The 20,978-nt window shown below is 67.3% G+C and carries 20 protein-coding genes and 1 pseudogene; 18 read left to right on the plus strand and 3 right to left on the minus strand.

Annotated features, from left to right (window positions below; genetic code table 11):
* Window positions 1–91: 91 nt before the first annotated feature.
* On the minus strand, window positions 92–835 hold the full coding sequence (locus TSH20_RS00190; RefSeq protein ID WP_109072820.1) for an FCD domain-containing protein: 744 nt from the start codon (window positions 833–835) through the stop codon (window positions 92–94).
* A 190-nt stretch (window positions 836–1,025) separates the two neighbouring features.
* Between TSH20_RS00190 and TSH20_RS00195 the strand changes: the two genes are divergently transcribed.
* The 6 genes from TSH20_RS00195 (at window position 1,026) to hydA (ending at window position 6,711) form a co-directional block, all read left to right on the plus strand.
* Entirely contained in the window at window positions 1,026–1,826 is an 801-nt protein-coding gene (locus tag TSH20_RS00195) for an ABC transporter substrate-binding protein (protein WP_109072821.1), read from the plus strand.
* 129 nt (window positions 1,827–1,955) lie between these two features.
* Window positions 1,956–2,627 (plus strand): amino acid ABC transporter permease, encoded by a 672-nt coding sequence (locus tag TSH20_RS00200; protein WP_109072822.1) that lies wholly within the window; start codon window positions 1,956–1,958, stop codon window positions 2,625–2,627.
* 97 nt (window positions 2,628–2,724) lie between these two features.
* Window positions 2,725–3,423 carry an amino acid ABC transporter ATP-binding protein gene (locus TSH20_RS00205; protein WP_199231979.1) on the plus strand — a complete coding sequence of 233 codons (699 nt, stop codon included), beginning with the start codon at window positions 2,725–2,727 and terminating at the stop codon, window positions 3,421–3,423.
* Window positions 3,420–3,947, plus strand: coding sequence for an ureidoglycolate lyase (locus TSH20_RS00210; RefSeq protein ID WP_109072823.1), 528 nt, complete (start codon window positions 3,420–3,422; stop codon window positions 3,945–3,947). The genes TSH20_RS00205 and TSH20_RS00210 overlap by 4 nt, the downstream gene beginning before the upstream one ends.
* Before the next feature lie 17 nt (window positions 3,948–3,964).
* Window positions 3,965–5,218 (plus strand): cysteine desulfurase-like protein, encoded by a 1,254-nt coding sequence (locus TSH20_RS00215; RefSeq protein WP_199231972.1) that lies wholly within the window; start codon window positions 3,965–3,967, stop codon window positions 5,216–5,218.
* Window positions 5,219–5,274: 56 nt separating this feature from the next.
* On the plus strand, window positions 5,275–6,711 hold the full coding sequence (gene hydA, locus TSH20_RS00220) for a dihydropyrimidinase (protein ID WP_109072824.1): 1,437 nt from the start codon (window positions 5,275–5,277) through the stop codon (window positions 6,709–6,711).
* Between the two features lie 55 nt (window positions 6,712–6,766).
* Here hydA and TSH20_RS00225 read toward each other — a convergent pair whose 3' ends face one another.
* Window positions 6,767–8,080 carry an MFS transporter gene (locus TSH20_RS00225; RefSeq protein WP_247874411.1) on the minus strand — a complete coding sequence of 438 codons (1,314 nt, stop codon included), beginning with the start codon at window positions 8,078–8,080 and terminating at the stop codon, window positions 6,767–6,769.
* A gap of 797 nt (window positions 8,081–8,877) precedes the next feature.
* Between TSH20_RS00225 and TSH20_RS00235 the strand changes: the two are divergent.
* A pseudogene (locus TSH20_RS00235) lies at window positions 8,878–9,591 on the plus strand (IS6 family transposase).
* Window positions 9,592–9,762: 171 nt separating this feature from the next.
* On the opposite strand, the gene TSH20_RS00240 reads toward TSH20_RS00235, so the two are convergent.
* Window positions 9,763–10,695: a LysR family transcriptional regulator gene (locus TSH20_RS00240; RefSeq protein ID WP_109072826.1), complete on the minus strand. Its 933-nt coding sequence runs from the start codon at window positions 10,693–10,695 to the stop codon at window positions 9,763–9,765.
* Window positions 10,696–11,072: 377 nt separating this feature from the next.
* Between TSH20_RS00240 and TSH20_RS00245 the strand changes: the two genes are divergently transcribed.
* The 11 genes from TSH20_RS00245 to TSH20_RS00295 all read left to right on the plus strand — a co-directional run bounded on the left by TSH20_RS00245 (window position 11,073) and on the right by TSH20_RS00295 (window position 20,959).
* Window positions 11,073–11,846, plus strand: a complete 774-nt coding sequence (locus TSH20_RS00245) for an ABC transporter ATP-binding protein (RefSeq protein WP_169054887.1) — start codon at window positions 11,073–11,075, stop codon at window positions 11,844–11,846.
* The gene (locus TSH20_RS35505; protein ID WP_247871331.1) at window positions 11,843–13,360 is read left to right on the plus strand and encodes an ABC transporter permease subunit; all 1,518 of its coding nucleotides are present in this window, start codon (window positions 11,843–11,845) and stop codon (window positions 13,358–13,360) included. The genes TSH20_RS00245 and TSH20_RS35505 overlap by 4 nt, the downstream gene beginning before the upstream one ends.
* Before the next feature lie 80 nt (window positions 13,361–13,440).
* Window positions 13,441–14,463, plus strand: coding sequence for an amidohydrolase family protein (locus TSH20_RS00255; protein WP_109072828.1), 1,023 nt, complete (start codon window positions 13,441–13,443; stop codon window positions 14,461–14,463).
* A complete protein-coding gene (locus tag TSH20_RS00260; RefSeq protein WP_109072829.1) occupies window positions 14,460–15,440 on the plus strand; it encodes an ABC transporter substrate-binding protein in 981 nt (326 codons plus the stop codon). Before TSH20_RS00255 ends, TSH20_RS00260 begins: the two co-directional genes overlap by 4 nt.
* 14 nt (window positions 15,441–15,454) lie before the next feature.
* Window positions 15,455–16,273: an SDR family oxidoreductase gene (locus TSH20_RS00265; RefSeq protein ID WP_109072937.1), complete on the plus strand. Its 819-nt coding sequence runs from the start codon at window positions 15,455–15,457 to the stop codon at window positions 16,271–16,273.
* Window positions 16,270–17,076: a sugar phosphate isomerase/epimerase gene (locus tag TSH20_RS00270; RefSeq protein WP_158281924.1), complete on the plus strand. Its 807-nt coding sequence runs from the start codon at window positions 16,270–16,272 to the stop codon at window positions 17,074–17,076. Before TSH20_RS00265 ends, TSH20_RS00270 begins: the two co-directional genes overlap by 4 nt.
* Before the next feature lie 37 nt (window positions 17,077–17,113).
* Window positions 17,114–17,674 carry a hypothetical protein gene (locus tag TSH20_RS00275; RefSeq protein ID WP_109072831.1) on the plus strand — a complete coding sequence of 187 codons (561 nt, stop codon included), beginning with the start codon at window positions 17,114–17,116 and terminating at the stop codon, window positions 17,672–17,674.
* 36 nt (window positions 17,675–17,710) lie between these two features.
* Window positions 17,711–18,499, plus strand: coding sequence for an SDR family oxidoreductase (locus TSH20_RS00280; protein ID WP_109072832.1), 789 nt, complete (start codon window positions 17,711–17,713; stop codon window positions 18,497–18,499).
* A 46-nt stretch (window positions 18,500–18,545) separates the two neighbouring features.
* The gene (locus TSH20_RS00285; RefSeq protein WP_109072833.1) at window positions 18,546–19,334 is read left to right on the plus strand and encodes an SDR family NAD(P)-dependent oxidoreductase; all 789 of its coding nucleotides are present in this window, start codon (window positions 18,546–18,548) and stop codon (window positions 19,332–19,334) included.
* Window positions 19,331–20,029 carry a ThuA domain-containing protein gene (locus tag TSH20_RS00290; protein WP_109072834.1) on the plus strand — a complete coding sequence of 233 codons (699 nt, stop codon included), beginning with the start codon at window positions 19,331–19,333 and terminating at the stop codon, window positions 20,027–20,029. The genes TSH20_RS00285 and TSH20_RS00290 overlap by 4 nt, the downstream gene beginning before the upstream one ends.
* Before the next feature lie 33 nt (window positions 20,030–20,062).
* Window positions 20,063–20,959 carry a TauD/TfdA family dioxygenase gene (locus tag TSH20_RS00295; protein ID WP_109072835.1) on the plus strand — a complete coding sequence of 299 codons (897 nt, stop codon included), beginning with the start codon at window positions 20,063–20,065 and terminating at the stop codon, window positions 20,957–20,959.
* Window positions 20,960–20,978: the final 19 nt, after the last annotated feature.

A 20,978-nucleotide genomic window follows, 5' to 3' on the forward strand; every position in this document is an offset into this window, starting at 1 on the left:
CACAGTCCAGGTTGAAGGCGACGGCGCGGATGGGGGCAGCTTGGGCTCGCCAACTCCGCAGTTTACGTGGTAATGCCCTCCGCGAACACCGTCAAAAGTTGCAACCGAACCGCTCCGCGGGGGGCTGCCGAGTATCCGATCTCGAGCCGGCTCCTGTACCCAATAGGATGCCGAGCCGTTCCGCTGCGCCAGTGATATGGTCAGACATTGCCTGAGCGGCGCGGGGGCAGTCACGCGATCGCAAAGCCTCGAGAATCCGTTCGTGTTCTTCCAGGGTTTCCCAAACGCGGTCCTCCTGCGCGAAAGGAAGCCTCTGGATCTCCGCAACCACGGCATCAACCGTTCGGAACAGGTCCATGAACATGCGGTTGCCGCAGCCTTCAACGATCAGGCGGTGGAAATTGCTGTCCTCCAATCCGGCTTGTGCGAAGTCATGTGCTTGGAAGGCGGTGCGCATCCGGACCAGCGTGCTGGAAAGCGTTTCGAGTGCGGTGTCGGGCAGGGCGATAGCGGCCAGTTGGGCGGCCTGTGGTTCCAACGCCAAGCGCGCCTCGTAGACTTCGCGGGGCGAATAGAGGTCGGCGAACCGCCAAGCGGCGACCGGGTCCGGTGGCTTTCCATCTGTCAGGAAGACGCCACGCCCCACCTCGATCCTGATCAAGCCAAGGGTCTCCAGTGCCGAGAGTGCCTCGCGCAGAGACGCGCGGCTGATGCTCAGCCTTTCGGCAAGCTCGCGCTGGGGCGGCAACTGGTCGCCCGGACGCAGCCCCTGTTCGTCGATGATCTGGCGGATCTTCTCGACCGCCGCCTGTGGCACCAACAGCCGTCCACGCATCCTGCCGATCCCTGTCTGTCGTTGTTCTTGCCGGGGTGCCCCACGCGACGCCTTGACAATAGCTCAGAAAGGGCGTGCAATCCAACTGGTCAGACCGGTCCGGCCTATCAGACCAAAGAAAAATACCACCGGCTTTCAGGGATTCGCGTCAGGCATTCACCCACCCATGCAGGGAGATGCAGGTACAGCCATGCGCAGACAGATTCTCAAATTCGCTCTCCTCGCGGCGGCGACGGCCACCGTCTGGGGCAACTTCGCACCGGCCCACGCCGCCGACCTCGCCGTCGGCGCCAACATCGGCAATGTCCCGTGGGAGTTCCAAGACGCATCCGGCAAGTTCGTCGGCTTCGAGATCGATGTGGTCAACGAGGCGGCCAAGCGCCTGGGCAAAACCGTGGAGATCGTCAACATCCCCTTCAACGGTCTGTTCTCCGCCGTCCAGTCGGGTCGGATCGCCATGGCGATTTCGTCGATCACCATCACCGACAAGCGCCTGGACTCGGTCTCCTTCGCCCAGCCTTATTATGACAGCGACCAGTCGCTGACCGTGCGGGCGAACACCCCGCTCAAGAGCGTCGAGGACCTGAAGGGCAAGTCGCTCGGCGTCGACACCGGCTCCACCGGCGACATGTGGGCCAACCAGAACCAGGCGAAATACAGCTTCGGCGACGTCCGCCGCTATGAGGGGCTGCAGCCGGCCATGCTCGATCTTGGGGCCGGGCGCCTGGACGGCTACATCAGCGACATTCCGGCCCTGCTCTACTACACCAAGGACAAGCCGCAGTTCAAAGTCGTCCAGCGCATCCCGACCGGCGAGCGCTATTCCGTGATGTTCGCCAAGGACAGCCCGCTGCTACCCGCCGTCAACGAGCAGATCACCGCGATGAAGAAGGACGGAACTTTGGCGGCCCTGCATGAGAAGTGGTTCGGCGTCAAACCCGAGGCCGAGGGCAGCACCGTCAAGGTTCTCGACATTCCGAAGAAGTCCTGAACGCGGACCGTCTCCCCGCAATTGCACCTAATGGCCGGGGACGTGGCGCCCGAGCGGTGTCATGCCCGGCCGTAGCCTCCGGGCCGTCGCCTTACGGCCTGGACCCGGCCCATGCCTGGACATTCTCTCATGGACTTGATTGACACCTTCTTCAACGGAAGGGTGCTGTGGGATGCGCTGCCGCTCCTGCTGATGGGGCTGGGGACGACGCTGACGCTGGGGATTCTCAGCATCGCGCTCGGCCTCATCGGCGGCCTGATCCTCGCTCTTCTGCGCCTTTACGGCCCGCCGACCCTGAGCGGACTGTGGGTGCTGTACATCGACCTGTTCCGCGCCATTCCCATCTTGGTGCTTCTGGTCATCGTCTATTACGCCCTGCCGTTCGTTGGAATCCGACTTTCCCCCTTCGCGTCCGCCACCACCGCCCTGTCTCTGGTCAGCGCCGCCTACAGCGCGGAAATCCTGCGGGCCGGCATCCAGGCGATCCCCCGCGGCCAGTTCGAGGCCAGTCAGGCGCTGGGCCTGTCCTACTGGAGCATGATGGGGGACATCATCCTGCCCCAGGCCGTCCGCGTCGTCATCCCGCCGATGACCAGCAACTGCATCAACGTGATGAAGGACACGGCACTCGCCTCCGTCGTCGCGATGCCGGACCTGTTGAAGCAAGCGACCCAGGCCCAGGCACTGGCGGCGAATCCGACGCCGCTGATCGGCGCTGCCGCGCTGTATGTGCTCCTGCTCCTGCCGATGGTGCGCGCCGTGGGCTCGCTGGAAAGACATTTTGCCCGGGAGCGCCGCTGAGATGCAGACCAAGAATATGCAAACGGGGGAACGGGGCGTGGCCGCGCCCGCACCGTCCGCCGCCCGGCCGATCATCTCCATCCGCGACCTGCGCAAGATGTACGGCAGCTTCTGCGCCCTGTCCGACATCAACCTCGATGTCGCGGAAGGCGAGGTCGTCGTTCTGCTCGGCCCCTCGGGTTCGGGCAAATCGACCCTGATCCGCTGCATCAACCTTCTGGAGACCTACGACGGCGGAACCGTTCTGGTGGACGACGTCGCCGTCCGGCCCGGCCCCAATCTGGCGGCCGTCCGCAGCGAGGTCGGGATGGTGTTCCAGAGCTTCAACCTGTTTCCCCATATGACCGTGCTGCGCAACGTCGCGTTGGCGCCGATCCGGGTGCGCAAGCTGACGCCGAAGGCCGCGGAGGACAGGGCCATGGAGTTGCTGACCCGCGTCGGCATCGCCGAACAGGCCGGCAAATTTCCCGGCCAGCTTTCGGGTGGCCAGCAGCAGCGCGTCGCCATCGCCCGCGCGCTGGCGATGGAGCCCAAAATCCTGCTGTTCGACGAGCCGACCTCGGCGCTTGACCCGGAGATGGTCGGCGAGGTGCTCGACGTCATGCAGTCGCTGGCCCGCACCGGCGTAACCATGGTGGTCGTCACCCACGAGATGGGGTTCGCCCGCCGCGTGGCCGACCGCGTGATCTTCATGGAGCGCGGCCAGATCGTGGAAGAGGCCAAGCCGGACGCCTTCTTCTCCGCGCCCAAGGAGGAGCGTGCCCGCGCCTTCCTGCAAGCGGTGCTGAACCATTGAGTGCCCTCCGGAGCATCCCGCCGGTGCCGCTGACCGGCGAGGTTTTCGCGCCGTTCGGTACCGTGCTCGCCGCCGGCCTTGGCAGATCGTCCCTGGTCAATGACGGGCGCGGCATCCGCTATGACGCCGAGCATGGGCTGGGCTTCGCCGGCGAACCGCTGCCGCCGGTGCTGGCGCTCTATCGCCTCACGCCGTCGCGCCTGCCCTTCACCGTGACGGCGATGGAGCAGCACCCGCTCAGCAGCCAGACATTCGTCCCCATGACCGGCGGACGCTTCCTGGTGGTGGCCGCCCTGGCCGATGCCGATGGCGAACCGGATCCCGAAACAGCCCGCGCCTTCATTGCCGGTCCCGATCAGGCGATCACTTATGCCGGCGGGGTCTGGCACTGTCCGCTTGTGGCACTCGACGAGACCGCCGACTTCGCCATGATGATGTGGCGCGCTCCCGATCCCGACGCCGACTGCCGCGTCGTCTCCCTGTCCGTGCCGCTGCTGGTCGCCGACCAGACCGCGACGACCTGACCGAAGGAACTGAACCCGTGTCGAACGTGACGTCCTCCCCGCTCGATCTGTCCTTTGTCCGCTCCCAGTTCCCTGCGCTCGCCGGCGATTGGATCTTCATGGACAATGCCGGGGGTTCCCAGACCCTAACGCGTGTCGCCGACCGCATCCGGGATTATCTGCTGACCAGTAATGTCCAGTTAGGGGCCAGCTACGCCGTATCGCGGCAGTCCGGCGCACGGGTCGCCGACGCCCATGCCGACATCGCCGATCTGATCGGCGCCGCCCGGCCGGACGAGGTGGTGATGGGGCCGAGCACGACGGCTTTGCTCTACACCCTGTCGACGGCGATGGCCGAACAGATCCGGCCCGGCGACGAAATCGTCATCACCAACTGCGATCACGAGGCCAACATCGGCCCCTGGCGCAAGTTGGAGGAGAAGGGCGCCGTCATCCGGACCTGGGCGGTCCGCCCCGACAGCCTGGAGCTGTCGCTGAACGACCTGGAGCCTCTGCTGAACGGACGCACGCGGCTTGTCTGCGTCACTCATGCCTCGAACATCCTCGGCACCATCAATCCGGTGGCCGACATCGCCCGGCTGGTGCACCGGCACGGCGCCAAGCTGCTGGTCGACGCCGTCGCCTATGCCCCGCACCGCGCGGTGGACGTGGCCGGCTGGGATGTCGATTACTATGTCTTCAGCTTCTACAAGGTTTATGGTCCGCATTTTGCCGTACTTTACGGCAAGCACGAGCATCTGGCGGCACTGCCCAGCCTGAACCACTACTTCATCGACCGCTCGGTGATCCCCTACAAGCTCCAGCCTGGCAACGTGAATTACGAACTCGCCGTCGGCTGCACCGGGATCGTCGATTACCTTGCGGAGCTGGGGGAGCGCTGCGGCGCCACGGGACCGCGCCGGGCCAAGATCGAGGCTGCCTTCGACGCCATCGCCGCCCATGAGGAGGCGCTTGCCGAGCGGCTGCTCGCCTATTTGTGCGGACGCAACGATGTGACAGTCATCGGCCACTCCGCAGCCGATCGGACCCTGCGGGTGCCGACCATCAGCTTCGTGGTGGACGGTTACCGGTCGGACGAGGTGGTGAGCGCGGTCGATGCATCGATGATCGGCATCCGCTTCGGCGATTTCTATGCCAAGCGCCTGATCGAGACGCTGGGGCTGGCCGCCGTCAACGGGGTAATCCGCGTTTCACTGGTCCACTACAACACGCTCGACGAGGTCGACCGTCTCATCGAGGCGCTCGGCCGGGCCATGCCGCAGGCGCGGTGAGCGCCAGGAAGACCAAAGGATGACCGACCGATCACATCTGGAACAGGATAAGGCACATGGCTGAGTTCGATCTGGTGGTGCGCAACGGAACGGTGGTCACGGCCGCCGATGTCAGCCGCTGCGACATTGGCATCAAGGACGGCCGCATCGTCGCCCTGGCCGAACGGCTCGACACGTCCGGAGCGGTCCTCGACGCCTCCGGCAAGCTGGTGATGCCGGGCGGCATCGACAGTCACGTCCACATCGCGCAGGACGGCGATGACGGCACGATCATGGCCGATGATTTCCGCAGCGGCACGCTGTCCGCGGCCTTCGGCGGCAACACGACGGTCATTCCCTTTGCGCTGCAGCCCAAAGGCCAGTCGCTGCGCGCCGCGGTGCAGAATTATCACGCGCGGGCGGAAGGCCAGTGCCTGACCGACTATTCCTTCCATCTCATCATCTCCGACCCCACCGAGCAGGTCCTGGGGCAGGAACTGCCCGCCCTGGTCCAGGACGGCTACACGTCGTTCAAGGTCTTCATGACCTATGACGACCTGAAGCTGAACGACCGCGAGCTTCTGGAGGTGTTCGACGTCGCCCGGCGCGAGAAGGCGCTGGTGATGGTCCATGCCGAAGGCTATGACGCCATCAAGTTCCTGACCGAGCGGCTGGAGCGCGCCGGCCGCACCGATCCCTACTATCATGCCGAATCCCGCCCAATCCCGGTGGAGCGGGAGGCGACCCACCGCGCCATCTCCTTCGCCGAGATCGTCGACGTGCCGATCATGATCGTCCACGTCTCCTCTGCCGATGCCATCGAACAGATCCGCTGGGCGCAGAGCCGCGGACTGAAGGTCTATGCCGAAACCTGCACCCAGTATCTGACCCTGACGGCCGACGACCTGAAGGGACTGAACATGGAGGGCGCCAAATACGTCTGCAGCCCGCCGCCGCGCGACAAGGAAAGCCAGGACGCCTGCTGGACCGGCCTGCAATCCGGGCTGTTCTCCGTCTTCTCCTCCGACCATTGCCCCTTCCGCTTCGACAGCCCCGCCGGCAAGAAGAAGCAGGGCGAGCGGACGGCCTTCAAATGGGTTCCCAACGGCATCCCCGGCGTCGAGGTCCGCCTGCCGATCCTGTTCTCCGAAGGGGTAGGGAAGGGGCGGATTTCACTGCAGGAGTTCGTCGCCCTCACATCCACCAACCACGCCCGCATGTACGGCCTCGCTCCACGGAAGGGCAGCATCTCGATTGGGGCGGATGCCGACCTCGTGCTGTGGGATGCCGACCGCAAGGTGACGATCACCCAGGAACTGATGCACCACGGAGCCGATTACACGCCCTATGAGGGGATGGAGGTGACGGGCTGGCCTGAAACCGTTCTGCTGCGCGGCACTGTCATCATCGACAAGGGCGTCCAGACTGGCAGGGCAGGCGATGGCCGGTTTCTGCACCGGTCGATCTCGCCCTTCGCGGCCCCGCGCGGCCGCCGCCCGACGCACTATGACTGAGCGGATGGCGACGGGGGCGATGCCGGAAGCGCTCTGCCGTTCGCAGAGCGCTTGATCAGACGCGGAGCTGGCGGGGGCGGCCGGCGAGAAAGCCGAAGACGCCCGCCAGCACGGCAATGGCGACGAAGAGCAGGGTGGAGGCGTGCCAATCGCCGCTCCAGCCATGCAGCAGCCCAACCAAGAAAGGACCGGCTGAGGCCAGCGTGTAGCCAACGCTTTGCGACATGCCCGACAGGTGCGAAGCGGTGCGGCTGTCGGGCGAGCGCAGCACGATCAGGGTCAGCGCGACGGCAAAGGCCCCGCCTTGTCCTATCCCAAGAATCACTGCCCACAGCGCGATGGTGCCGAGTGGCGCGTAGAGACAGCCGACCATGCCGACCAGGCTGCAGCCGAGCATCGAGACGGCGGCGAGGCTCTGGCTCGGGGTGCGCGTCGCCAGCATGGGCGCGACCAGCGCTGCCGCCACCTGAACCATGATCGAGCCGGAAACGATCAATCCGGCCGTCGTCGGATCAAACCCGCGGTCGCGCAGCATCGGCGCCATCCAGCCGAACACGATGTAGGCCAATGCCGATTGCAGCCCCATGAACAGGGTGATCTGCCAAGCCAGCCCGTTGCTCCACAGGCCGCGCACTGACGGGCTGCCGGGTCCGGTCGCGCTCTGGCGTCCACGTGCCAACGGCAGCCAAGCCAACGCCGCCACCACGGCCGGGACCGCCCAAAAGGCGAGGGCGCCGGTCCATTGCCCCAAGGCGCCCTCAAGCGGCACCGTCGTCCCAGCGGCGGTCGCTGCCCCGGCGCAGAGCGCCATGGTGTAAACACCCATCATCAAACTGATTTTCTGAGGGAAATCACGCTTCACCACAGCGGGCAAAAGCACGCCGATGATGCCGATCCCAGCACCTGCCAGCGTTGCCCCCGCGAGAAGCGCGGCGAAGTTGCCGACCCCGCGGAGGGCGACGCCACCTCCCAGAATCAACAGCATGATGAATATCATCCGTTCCGTACCGAAGCGCTGGGCCAGATGTGGAGCCACCACTCCAAAGAGGCCGAGGCACAGCACGGGTGAGGTGGTCAGCAGGCCTGCCTGCCCAGACGTCAGGCCGGCGTCGCGCACCACATCGCCCATGACCGGCGCAAGGCTCGACAGCGCCGGCCGCAGGTTCAGCGCCACCAGCACCAAGCTGACGGCGACCAGCAGCGGGTGATGCAGGGCTGAGTTCTTCGCCCGCGCGTCTTTCACCTCAGGGTTCTCAGTCCGAATGGCCGCCGGGCAGTTGTTAGAAGGGTCGGCGGAACGGCCGGCGGCGCTGTCGATGTTCATGAACGGCCTGGACAGTGTGAGTGGCAGGGCCAGGCAATCGACCATTGGTTGCTCGTACGGTCAAGCCGGTTCCGTCATCTCTGACCTCAGGCTTAGGCCATGGCCGTGGTCGAGTAGCTCAGTCATTCGGCATTCGCCCCCACAGATGCATATTTCAGCGGAAAGCACCCGTCCGTTTCCGTGAATTCGCCCACACGTAGGGGTGGTGTCGGGGGCCGAACCAGCCTTTGATATGTCCATGATCCTTCCTCGGCACAGGTCAAGGAGGATAGGGAAGCTTCGAGCAAGGTCGGACATGCGACGGATCGGAGAATTCCTTCGTCTGTGGGATGAGTTCGGTGCCAGCCAGCGGCAGATTGCCGACACCTGCCGGCTGCCGCGGAACACGGGGTTCCGTCAGGTTTCGCGCCAAGTCTGAGCTGACGACCCAGGGGTCGCTAGCTGACAGTAGGGACGGAGACCGATCCCGAGCGTCGCCAACGTCGGCGTGAACCCCAAGTGACCTTCCCCGGCAGAATGGACACCGGGTCAAGCGGCTCGAAACTCGGCCTGGTCCGGGGTGATGTCGCCGAGAGCCGAGTGCGGGTCGGTCCAAGATGCGTGTGGAAATAGGCTTCAAAGCCGCTGTCCGGAAGAGGCTCGGCCTGATGCCGTAAATTCCCTTTTCTTTTAATAGTTTGTAAAGCTACGGCTTGTGTCCGAGAAGGCTAACGTTTTTGGACGGTGATGCCTCTCCACGAGGAAACCGGACCTCGTTGCCCTTGGCATGGGCGGGAAATGGTGGAATCGGCACCGTCAAGTTCGGGCTGGCAGGGGCGCCTGGGTGACGGTATGGGGCCGGCATGACGACGCGCCCCGATGCGATGTACGCCGGCTACCGCTTCCCTGCCGAGGTGATCAGCTACGCGGTGTACCTGCACTTCCGCTTTCCGCTGAGCCTTTGGATGGTCGAGGAGATGGTGGGGCTGCGTGGTCTCACGATCAGCCATGAAACCGTGCGCTAATGGGGCCTGAAGTTCGGCCGAGAGATCGCCACCCGCATCCGGCAACGGCGCCTTGCGCGCGGCGACACGTGGCATTTGGATGAAGTCGTGATCAGCGTCGCCGGCAAGAAGCACGACCTGTGGCGGGCGCTCGACCAGGACGGCTTTGTTCTCGACGTGCTCGTGCAAAGCCGGCGCGACACGAAGGCGGGCAAGCGTCTGCTGGGCAAGCTGTTGAAGAGGCAGGGCCGGGCGCCGCGGGTGCTGATCACCGATAAGCTGAAGTCCTACGCAGCCTCCAAGAAGGCCCTGAAGCTGCGCAGCGAGCACCGCCAGCATAAGGGCCTCAACAACCGGGCCGAGACCAGCCATCAGCCGACGCGCAGACGCGAGCGGCAGATGAAGCGCTTCAAGTCACCCCGGCAGGTGCAGCGATTCCTCTCCATTCACGACCCGATCAACAACCTCGTCCACCTCCGCCGCTACCGTCGCCCCGCTGCCGAGTACCGCACCGCCCGAGCCCAAGCCTTCGCCGCCTCGGCCGAGGTGGCCGGCGTGCCCCTGGCCGCGTAATCACCTTTGTCCACCGGGCATTCCTGGTCATACCGCGCCCGCCACCATCACCGGCGCCGACAAATTGACGGTGCCTTGCCGACCTGCTCGCTGTCGCCTGACCAACACGGAGCCGGAGGACGGGCTCTCTGCGCCCACTCGCTCACCTTGGCGCGAGACCTGATGGAACCGTCAATCCTGCTCCGTCGCGACGGTGAAGTTCGAGTCCTCGTGCCTCAACTCGTCCAGCAGGTCGTCGATGATGCGCAGCGCCTGTGACGTGGCGGCATTCATTTCGCTTCCGGTGGGATGAATGAGGAACAGCGTGCGCATCAGTGCCGGGTCGCAGATCGGCCGGATCACCAGGGTGCCGGTCTGGACGTCCTCCGCGACGGCACTGTGCGGCAGGATCGCGCAGGCCAGTCCACGCCGGACCATGTCCTTGATCGCCTGCATCGATTCCAGCGAGAAGGCGACGTTCGGCACCAGCCCGCGCGCGGTCATCGCGCCGGTGACCAGACGCCGGACCAGATCGCCCTCGTTCGGCATCGCCAGTTCGGCGTCGGCGATGGCAGCCAGTGACAGCGGACCGATCCCGTCGAACTGCGAGCCCGGATGGGTGATCAGGCACAACGCCTCGTTCAGCCGCGGCTCCCGGTGCAGCATGCGGCTGCGCGGCACCGTGTAGGCCAGCGCGAGATCCAGCTTGCCCGAGGAGACATGACCGATAAGGGAGTGGCTTAGTTCCTCGAACAGTTTCAGTTCGACCCCCGGCAGGGCGCCGTGCAGCCGTTCCATCAACCTGCCGGCCAGAAGCCCCGACAGGCTGGGGGTCAGTCCCACGGCCAGCGTTCTCGGAACCTGTCCGGCAACCTCGCGCAACGAGCGTTTTAAATCCTGCAGGCGGCGCACCATCAGCCGCGCCTCTTCCAGGAAGAGGAGGCCGGCCGGGGTGGGGTGGGTCCCGGTGACGGTGCGGACCAGCAGAGGCACGCCGAACTCTCTCTCCAGCGCCTTGATCTGCACACCCAGCGCCGGCTGCGCGATGTTCAACGCCAGCGCCGCCTTGCTGATGCTGCCCAATTCGCAGACGAGGATGAAACTTTCCAGCTGGCGGCTGCGCATCTGCGGGATCCATTGCTTTGGCGGCCGTTGCGGCCGTTCACATCGCTTGTATCGGAGCGACGGCAGGCAGGTCGGTACGCCCCGGGCATGGTCCCGAAGCCTCGCATCGGCGGCGGGGGAGGACAAACAATTTTTGTATGGGGGTGGTCCAAAGCTGTCCTAGACAGAGCCGGCGGGCTGCTTTTGTATGCTTACAAAACAAACAGAATTCAGGCGGAACGCCCGACACCGGGAGGGAGATGCAGCCCATGCGTGGTCTATCGTCAGAAAGAGCACCGGTCCCCGAGGATCCGGCAGGCGGGTCCCATCCGGCGCAGCCCATACCGTTCGGCCGCGCCCCGGGTCCCAACGGTCTGACGGCAGGAAGCCATGCGGTGATGACCGGTGTCACCCGCATCTTCGGATCGGCGATCCATGCGTTGGGGCCGGTCGATCTGGAACTGCGCCGAGGAGAGTTCTTCTCCATCGTCGGGCCGTCCGGCTGCGGTAAATCCACGCTGCTCGACGTGCTGGCCGGGCTGAGCAGCCCCACGGACGGTACGATCACCTTCGAAGGCAAGCGCGTGCGCGGCACGGTTCCCGACGGGGTCGGCGTGGTGTTCCAGGAGGATGCGTCGTTCCCCTGGCTGTCCGTGCGCGACAACATCGGCTTCGGCCTGCGCCGCGCCGGCTTCCGTGGCGCCGAGGCGGAGGACCGCGTAAGCCATGCCATTGATTTCATGGGTCTGAACGATTTCGCCGACGCCTATCCCAACCAATTGTCCGGAGGTATGCGCCAGCGTGTCTGCATCGCTCGCACTCTGGTGATGCGTCCGCGCCTTGTCCTGCTCGACGAGCCGTTCGGCGCGCTCGACCAGCAGACACGCCTGCTGATGGGCGACGAACTGCTGCGGCTGTGGCGGGCCAGCGGGGCGACCGTCCTGCTCATTACCCACGCGCTGGACGAGGCGGCGATGCTGTCCGACCGCATCGGTGTTATGTCGTCGCGTCCCGGCCGCTTCATCGAGATCGTCGAGACCGGCTGGCCGCGCGACCGGACCAGCGCCATCGCCGCCGAACCCGCCTTCGGTGACGTCACCACCCGCCTGTGGAACACGCTGCGCGAAGAGTCGCTGAAGGCGATGGCCAGCCAGCGGAGGGTCGTGGGATGACGCGGGCCGGCATCCAGCGCCTGCTGATCACCGCCGCGGCTGTCCTGGCGCTGGAGGCATCCTGCCGCCTGGGCTATGTCGGGCGCGGCACCATGATCCCGCCGTCGGAGATGCTTGCCGAACTGGTCCGTCTGATGGGAACCGACGGGTTCTGGTCGCAGATCGGCTTCACCCTGCGCAACATCCTCGCCGCCGCCGTCGCCGCGATGGTCGCGGGCTTCGCCGGCGGCGTCGCGCTCCACGCCCTGCCGCGGGTCCGCCGGGCGGTCGAGCCGCTGATCGCCAGCTATTACGCCCTGCCGTTCTTCGTGCTGTATCCGCTGTTCATCGTTCTGCTCGGCATGAACGCGCTGCCGATCATCGCCATGGGCTTCCTCTATGCCGTGATGGCGATGGTGACGGCGACGCTGTCGGGGCTGGACCGCATCCCGCCGGTGCTGCGCAAGGTCGGACGCACCTACCGCCTCGACCGTGTGCAGGACGCGCTGCTGATCCAGCTTCCGGCCGCCGGGCCGCACATCTTCACCGGGGTGAAGCTGGCGCTGAGCTATTCGGTGACCGGCGTCATCGGGGCGGAGTTCATCCTGGCCGGCAGCGGGCTCGGCTACTCCATCGCCTTCGCGTACAACAATCTCCAGGACCGAACGATGTACGCGCTGCTGCTGTTCGTGGTGGTCTTCGTGTCCAGCCTGACGGTGCTGCTGCACTGGGCGGAACAGCGGGTGCGCCACCGCTCCGGCGCCGGCCGTGTCGGCGCCGCCCGCGACACCGCCGGGGGCGGGGAGAAGCTGGTGGCCGCCGCTGTTATCGCCCTGCTGATCCTGGGTGGCTGGCAGCTGTTCCACGGGCTCGCGGGGGATGAGGCCCTGGCATCGCCCGCCGTTACCCTGAACCGGCTGATGGTCCTGTTCGGCAACCCGTCCTTCTGGGAAAACGTGGCGGAGACGGCGAAGGCGCTGGGGCTGTCGCTGCTCATCTCTTGCATCGGCGGCGGGCTGGCGGGTGTGCTGATCGGTGCCAACCGGTCGCTGTCGGACGTTCTGGAGCCGTTGTTCGTCACCCTCTACGCGATTCCCAAGGTCACGCTCTATCCGGTGATCCTGCTGCTGTTCGGCCTGGGCATGCCGGCGAAGGTCGCCTTCGGCACCCTGCACGGCTTCATCCCGATGATGCTGGTTACGATGGGGGCCATCCGCGCCATGAACCCGGTGCTGCGGCGATCGGCCCGGGCCATGCGGCTGACGTGGATGCAGACGCTGACCGCGATCCTGGTGCCGGCGACGGTCCCGGAAATCGTAACTGGCCTGCGCATCAGCTTCTCCATCACCCTGCTGGGCGTGATGGTCGGCGAGATGTTCGCCTCCAAGCGCGGGCTGGGCTTCATGATCATGAACGGCATCAGCGTCAACGACACCGCGACGATGATGAGCGTCACCGTGCTGATCGGCCTGTTCGCCCTGGCGGTCAACAGCGCGCTGCTCGCGCTCGACAACCGGATGCACCGGGTCGCCTGAGCGGCACCCGCCTTCGAGCGTCCTCTTCGCCTGTCACCTCCTTCCCGGCCGCCGGCCCGCCCGGCGGAAAGGACCTTCTCATGCCCATCGAAACTGCGAAGCTGATCGACGTCCATGCCCATGTCCGATTGGAGGCCACCAACGGCGCCGCCGGCATCCACGGGCCGGAGCATGGCGTCGACGAGAACGGCCAGCCCTGGTACCGCGTCGGCAACTACCGGCTGAGCGGCGTCCGCCATTTGAACAGCCCCTTCACCGATCCGGAGCTGCGGCTGCGCCGCATGGATGAGGCCGGTATCGACTTCCAGGTGCTGTCGGCCAGTCCGCTGAACTATTTCCACCACATCGACGTGCCCTCGGCCGTCTCCTTCTGCCGCCGGCACAACGACGCGCTGGCGGAACTGGTCGCGCGCTATCCCGACAGGCTGGGCGGGCTGGCCGCCCTGCCGATGCAGGATCCGCGTGCGGCGACGGAGGAGCTGGAGCGCTCCGTCGGCGAACTGGGGCTGTGGGGGGCGGCGACCGGCACCGAATTCGCGGGCGAGCCGCTGCACAGCCCGGCGTTCGACAGGCTCTACGAGGCGTTCGTCCGGCTGGACGTGCCGCTGTTCCTGCATCCGGCCCCGGCCGGCATCGACGGTCCGCCCGGCGATCCGGCGCTGAAGCGCTTCGACCTCGACGTCATCATCGGGTTCGCCGCGCAGGAGACCATCGCCGTCGCCACCCTGATCTTCGGCGGCGTGCTGGAGCGCCATCCCCGGCTGGATGTCTGGATCAGCCATGGCGGTGGTGCGGCCGCCTTCACCGCCGGGCGGCTGGCGCAGGCCGGCATGAAGCGGCCCTGGGCCAGCCAGTCGATGAAGAAGGACGGGGCCTTCGAGGAGATGCTGTCGCGCCTGTGGTTCGACACGCACCTGAACGACGACCGGGCGCTGGCGCTGCTGACGCAGGTGGTTGGGCCGGACCGGCTGGTCTTCGGCACCAATTTCGCCGGCTGGGACCAGCCGGAGGACGGACACCACGGCGCCGTGTCGCCGGCGCTGGCCGGCAACGCCCGCCGCCTGCTGAGAAAAGACAAAACCCATAACGGAGGGACGCCATGACCATCACCCATTTCCTGACCCGCGCGCTGGCGGCGGTGCCGCTGATCGGCGGCCTTCTGGCCTCGGCGCCGCAGGCCCATGCGCTGGAGATCATGGCGTCCCATTACGGCGCTCTGCTGAACACCGCCCCGATCGCCGTGGCGCTGGAGCGGGGCGAATACAAGAAGAACGGCGTCGACGTCACCGACGTGATGAGTTCGGTTGGCGGCGGCACCGGCATCCGCAACATGGTGGGCGGCGGGCTAGGCTACGGCATCGTCAGCACCTCCACCGCTCTGGCCGGCATCAGGCAGGGCATGGACATCCGCATCGTCCACACCGCGATCCGCCGAGTGGACGACCTGCTGTGGGTGACGCGGCTGGACAGCGGCGTTTCCTCGGTCAAGGATCTGGTCGGCCGCAAGGTCGGCATCACCGCGCCGAAATCGTCGAGCGAGCTGATGGTCGTCATGGCCTTCGAGGCGGCCGGCTATCCCGGCAAGGCCGACATGGTGGCGCTGGGATCGGTCGGCTCGGGCCTGTCGGCGCTGGAGCAGGGCGGGGTGGATGCGGCGCTGATCCTGGAGCCGCTCTACAGCGCCCGGAAGGACCGCTACAAGGTCGCCTTCTCGCTGGAGAACCTGCCGTCGATGACGCCGACCGTGGGCGTCGCCACCGGCGACTTCATGCGCAAGAGCCCGGACCAGTTGCGCGGGCTGCTCGCCGCCTGGCGCTCGGCGGTGAACTTCATCTACGAGAACCCGGAAGAGGCGGCGAAGATGGTCGCCAAGCGCTATGGCGACACGCTGCCGATTGAGGTCGCAACCACCTCAATGAAGCGCATGGCGGCGATCAAGTACTGGAGCCAGGGCGACTTTGACATGGATGCCCTGAACATCTGGGTCAAGGGCATGGAGCGCATGGGCGAGTGGTCCGGCCCGGTGGATTGGTCGAAGGTGCTGGACGACTCCTTCCTCGCTGCCGATCTGCGCAAATGACGGGGTATTCCGCCATGAAACCGCAGATATCGACCACGGGTGGCGCGCTGGCCGTCGTCATCGGCGGCGGCAACGGCATCGGCGAAGAGACCGCCCGGCTGATGGCGTCGCGCGGCTGGCGGCTGGCCGTCGCCGACCTCGACCCGGCGGCGGCGGAGCGGGTGGCCGGTGAACTCGGCGGTGTCTCGCTGGCGCTTGACATCGCCGACGCCGATGCGGTGGAGCGGGCGGCCGCCGCCATCGAGGTGGCGCATGGTCCGGTCGGTGCGCTGGTGGTCGCCGCCGCCGTCTTTCAGCCGGTGCTGCCGCCGGCCGAGCTGCCGCTGGAGGTGTGGGAGCGCACGGTCCACGTCAACCTGACCGGCACCTATTACGCCAACCGCGCCTTCGGCACTCGTATGGCGCGGCAGGCGCGGGGCAGCATCGTCAACATCGCGTCGATTGCCGCCATCGGTTCGGTGCCGGTCCATGCCTATGCGTCGAGCAAGGCGGGGGTGGTCAGCCTGACGCTCAACCTCGCCGGTGAGTGGGGGCGCGCCGGGGTCCGGGTCAACTGCGTCTCGCCCGGCTCGACGCTGGTGCCGCGGGTGGTTGAACGGATCCGGTCGGGCCGCTATGCCGCCGATCCGGCCGAATTCACGGCGCTCGGCCGGATCGTGCAGCCGCGCGAGGTGGCGGAGAGCATCGAGTTCCTTGCTTCCGACCGGGCGTCGGCGATCACCGGCGTCAATCTGGTGGTGGATGCCGGATGGCACGTCGCCGGCACCTGGGCACAATATGGCGGCGTCCGTCCGGCTCCGTCTCCCCTCGAGGCGGCGGGAGGCGCGGCATGAATCCGCTGTCGCTCTCCTACTACACGGTGCCGGAACTGTCGCCGCCCGACATGGTGACGGTGGCGGCGGACCAGGGCTGCGCCCATGTCGGCCTGCGCCTGCTGGGCGGCCAGCCCGACGGCGATCCGATGCCGCTGCTGGCCGACCCCGCCCTGCGGCGCGAGATGAAGCGGTGCATGGCCGACCGCGGCGTCACGGCACTCGACGCCAACACCGCCCGCGTCCTGCCCCACACCGACCTCGACGCCTTCCGCCCCTTCCTGGAGGCCGCGGCCGAGCTGGGTGCCCGCCATGTGCTGGCGACCGGCGACGACCCCGACGGGGGGCGGCTGGCGGCAAGGCTCGGACGGCTGTGTGACGATGCCGCCGGCTTCGGCTTGACCGTGCAGTTCGAGTTCGTGTCCTGGATGAGCGTGCCGAGCGCCGCCGCCGCCGCCCGGCTGATCGGCCGGGTGGGGCGCCCGAATATCGGCATCGCGCTCGACGCGCTGCATTACGATCGCTCCGGCGGCACGCCGGCCGAAGTGGCGGCGATCCCGCCCGGCCTGTTCGCCTACATGCATCTCTGCGACGCCCCGCGCGACCATGGGACCGACCGCGACTCCCTGCTGCACACGGCGGTGAAGGAGCGGCTCTTCCCCGGCGACGGCGGCATCGACCTGACCGGGCTGCTGCGCGCGCTTCCGCCCGGGCTGCCGCTTGCCCTCGAAATTCCGACCGCCACCCTGGCGCGGACGATGGACGCGCCGGCCCGCGTGGCGCGCGCCGTTGCCGCGACCCGCCGCCTGCTGGCGGCGCTCTGAGCACCGCCTCTCAAGAGGCCTTTCAGGAGGAACCACCATGGCCGCCAGCCCCGAGACCGGCACTGCCATCCGCGCCTGCGCCCAGGCGGTGATCCGGTCGATCGAAACGCACGGACACGACACCGCCCACCTGACGGCGGCGCTGCGCGAACCGCTGGCCGCGCTCGCCGCCCGCCCCGACCTGTGCACGGCCGGCGTGCCGCGCATCGGCAACCACGTCGCCAACTCCCAGTACCTCTACTATGACGGCGACCTGTCGATCCTGCTGTTCGAACTGCCCGAGGGTCAGCCTATCGCCGTCCACGACCACGGCAACTGGGAGAGCATGGCGATTTATCGGGGGCGGGTGAAGCACACCGTCTATGAGCGGCGCGACGACGGCTCGGTTCCCGGCAGGGCCGACCTAGCCGTGGTCGAGGACCGCGTGCTGGAGCCGGGCGACAGCGTGGTGATCGCCCCGCCCACCGACATCCACGGCTTCATGGCGCTGGAGGAAGGAAGCTGGGGCATCACCGTGGCGAGCGGCACCTACAAGCCCGAGCGCAGCTATTTCCAGCCCGAGGCCGGAACCGTCGTCAGCAAGCGTCCGCGCGGCTGACGGGCCGCCGCATCCGGAACAAGGAAGACCACAGCGATGGATTTGGGACTGAAGGGCAAGGTCGCGCTGGTGCTCGGCGGCAGCCAGGGCATCGGACGGGCGGCGGCGCTGGGGTTCGCGCGCGAAGGCTGCGTCGTCGCCATCTGCGGCCGCGACTCCGGCCGGCTGGAGGAGGCGAGGGCGCTTCTGGAGGCGGCCGGCGGCCCGGTGCTGGCGGTGCCGGCAGACGTTGGCGACCCGGAGGCGGTGGAGCGGCTGGTCGGTGAGGTTGCCGACGCTTATGGCACCATTCACATCCTGGTCAACAACGCCGCCGGTCCGAAACCCGGCTCCTTCGACGAGCTGAGCGGTGCCGACTGGGAGGACGCCTTCCGCCTGACGCTGATGTCGGCGGTCAATGCGACCCGCGCCGCGCTTCCCCACATGCGCCGGCAGCGCTGGGGGCGGGTGGTCAACATCAGTTCCTATTCCGTCAAGCAGCCGATCGGCGAGCTGATGCTGTCCAACAGCCTGCGGCTGGCGGCGCTGGGCTGGGCCAAGACGATGGCGACGCAGCTGGCGCCGGAGAACATCCTGGTCAACACCGTCTGTCCCGGCTGGACGGCGACCGACCGCATGACCCAGGTGGTCGGCGCCCGTGCCGCCGCCCAGGGCCGGACCGCGGAAGATACTGCGGCCGGCATCGCCGCCGGCATCCCGCTCGGCCGTTTCGCCCGACCCGAGGAGGTCGCCGACCTGATCGTCTTCCTGGCATCCGAACGCGCGAGCTACCTGACCGGCACCGCCATCCCGGTGGATGGCGGCGTCGTGCAGAGCACGCTATGAGGCCGGCTCAATCCACGTCCAACACCCGTTTTCCCGGGAGGATCACATGACCAAAACCGCTCTGGTGACCGGAGCCGGCGGCGGATTGGGCGCGGCCATCGCGCGCCGTCTGGCCGGCGAAGGATACCGCGTGGCGCTGCTCGACCTCGATGCCGCCGGGTTGGAGGTGGAGGCCGCGCGGATCCCCGGCGCCCTGGCCTTCACCGCCGACGTGACCGACGAGGCGCAGATCGATGCGGTGGTCGCCGCGATGACCGAGGCGTTCGGCGACGGACCCGACCTGCTGGTCAACAACGCCGGCATCGTCCGCTTCGGCGACCTGCTGGAGCACAGCGTCGCCGATTTCCGCCGCGTGGTGGACGTGAACCTGACCGGCACCTTCATCGTCACCCGCGCTGTGGCGCGGCGGATGGCGAATCGCGGATCGGGGGCCATCGTCAACATCACCTCGCTGAACGCCGTCGCCCCCAGCCCGGACGCCGGGGCCTATCCGGCCACCAAGGCGGCGGTGGCGCTGCTGACCGAACATCTGGCGCTGGCGCTGGCGCCGCGCGGCGTGCGGGTCAACGCCGTCGCCCCCGGCTTCATCGACGCCGGCATGTCGGCGCCGATCTACGCGGATGCGGAGGTGCGCGCGGTGCGCGGCGCCGCCGTGCCCGCCCGGTCGCTCGGCACCGCCGACGATGTCGCCGACGCGGTGCTGTTCCTGGCCTCGGACCGGGCGCGCTACATCCACGGCCAGCATCTGATGGTCGACGGCGGCGTCTCCTTCAGCCTGAAGATGCACCTGCCCCGCCGCGCGCCGGCGGTCAAGCCCCCGGCGGGCGACCGATGAGCGGGGCGATCCGCAACCTGATCCTGACCGGTGGCATCGGCCATCCCTTCGCCGACGCGGCTCCGGTGCTGGACCGGATCCTGGCCGATGCTGGGGCTGTCTCGACCGTCACCGACGACATCGAAGGCGGGCTGGAGGCGCTGGATCGGGGCGGCTTCGACCTGCTCACCGTCTATGCGCTGCGCTGGCGGATGCTGGGCAGCGAGAAATACGCCCCGCATCGCGAGCGCTGGGCCTTTTCGCTGTCGCAGGCCGGACGGGAGCGGCTTTCGCGCTTCGTCACCGGCGGAGGCGGGCTGCTCGGGCTGCACACTGCGCTGATCTGCTTCGACGACTGGGCGGAATGGAGGGATCTGCTGGGGGGGGCCTGGGTGTGGGGCCGCTCCGCCCATCCGCCGCGCGGCCCGGTCACCCTGGTCCCTACCAACGCGCCCCATCCCCTGACCGCCGGCTTGCCGCCCTTCACGGTCACCGATGAGGCTTATGGCGACTTTGATCTGGCCGAGGGCGTCCAACCGCTGGCGATCGTGGCGTCGGAGGAGGGAGGGGCCTGGCCCGCCTTGTGGGCGCGCGACGTCGGCCGGGGCCGGGCAGTGGCCGACACGCTGGGCCATGACCGTGCGTCCCTGGAACACCCGGTGCACCGCCAAATCCTGACGCGCGCCGCCCTTTGGGCCTGCCGCCGTCCACTCTGAAAACCATCCCGCCCTGCAAGAGGAACCGTCCCAATGAACAGCCTCCATGCGCAAGCCGCCTCTCCGGCCGATACCTCAAACCGCCCCATCTCCCTGTTCATACCGCTCGACGGCATCATCGGGGCGGAGACCGACGGGCTCGACCTGTCCCGGCCGCTCGACGGCGGGACGGTTGAGGCGGTTCGCGCGGCCTTCCGCGACCATCATCTGCTGGTGATCCGCAACCAGTCGCTGGACAAGGAGCGCATGTACCGGTTCGCCGAGCTGTTCGGCCCCATCGAAGGCCACATGATCCGGCTGGCCGACGGGTCGAAGTGGGACGCGGTCCACACCATCACCAACCTGGATGCTGCCGGCAACCCGGTGGCCAAGCCCTTCATCAGCTCCAACTATTTCTGGCACACAGACAAGTCCTTCCTCCGCGAGCCATCGCTGCTGACGATGCTGCAGGCGGTGGAACTGCCGCCGAACGGCGGCGACACGCAGTTCGCCGACATGACCGCCGCCTTTGACGCCCTGCCGGAGGCCACGCGCCGGCGGATCGACGGACTGAAGTCGGTGCAGAGCCTGGAATTCATGCGCCGCTACACCGGCAGCGCCCCACCGACCGAAGACGACATTGCCGCCGCTCCGCCCATTGCCCATCCGCTGGTCCGCACCCATCCCGAGACCGGCCGCAAGAGCCTCTACATCGGCATGTACAGCTCCCACATCGAGGGCCTGCCGGAGGAAGAGGGACGCGCCCTGCTGGAAGAGCTGCTGGAGCACGCGACGCAGGACCGTTTCGTCTATACCCACCGTTGGCAACACGGCGATCTCGTCTTCTGGGACAACCGCTGCCTGCTGCACCGGGCCACGGCCAACTTCGAGATGGGCAAGCACCGCCGCGTGCTGATGCGCGTCGTGGTGAAAGGCTCCGTACCGGAGTGACGTGCGCGGCCCCGGCGGC

This window comes from Azospirillum sp. TSH20 (assembly GCF_003115935.1).
In the GTDB taxonomy this organism is placed as follows: Bacteria; Pseudomonadota; Alphaproteobacteria; order Azospirillales; family Azospirillaceae; genus Azospirillum.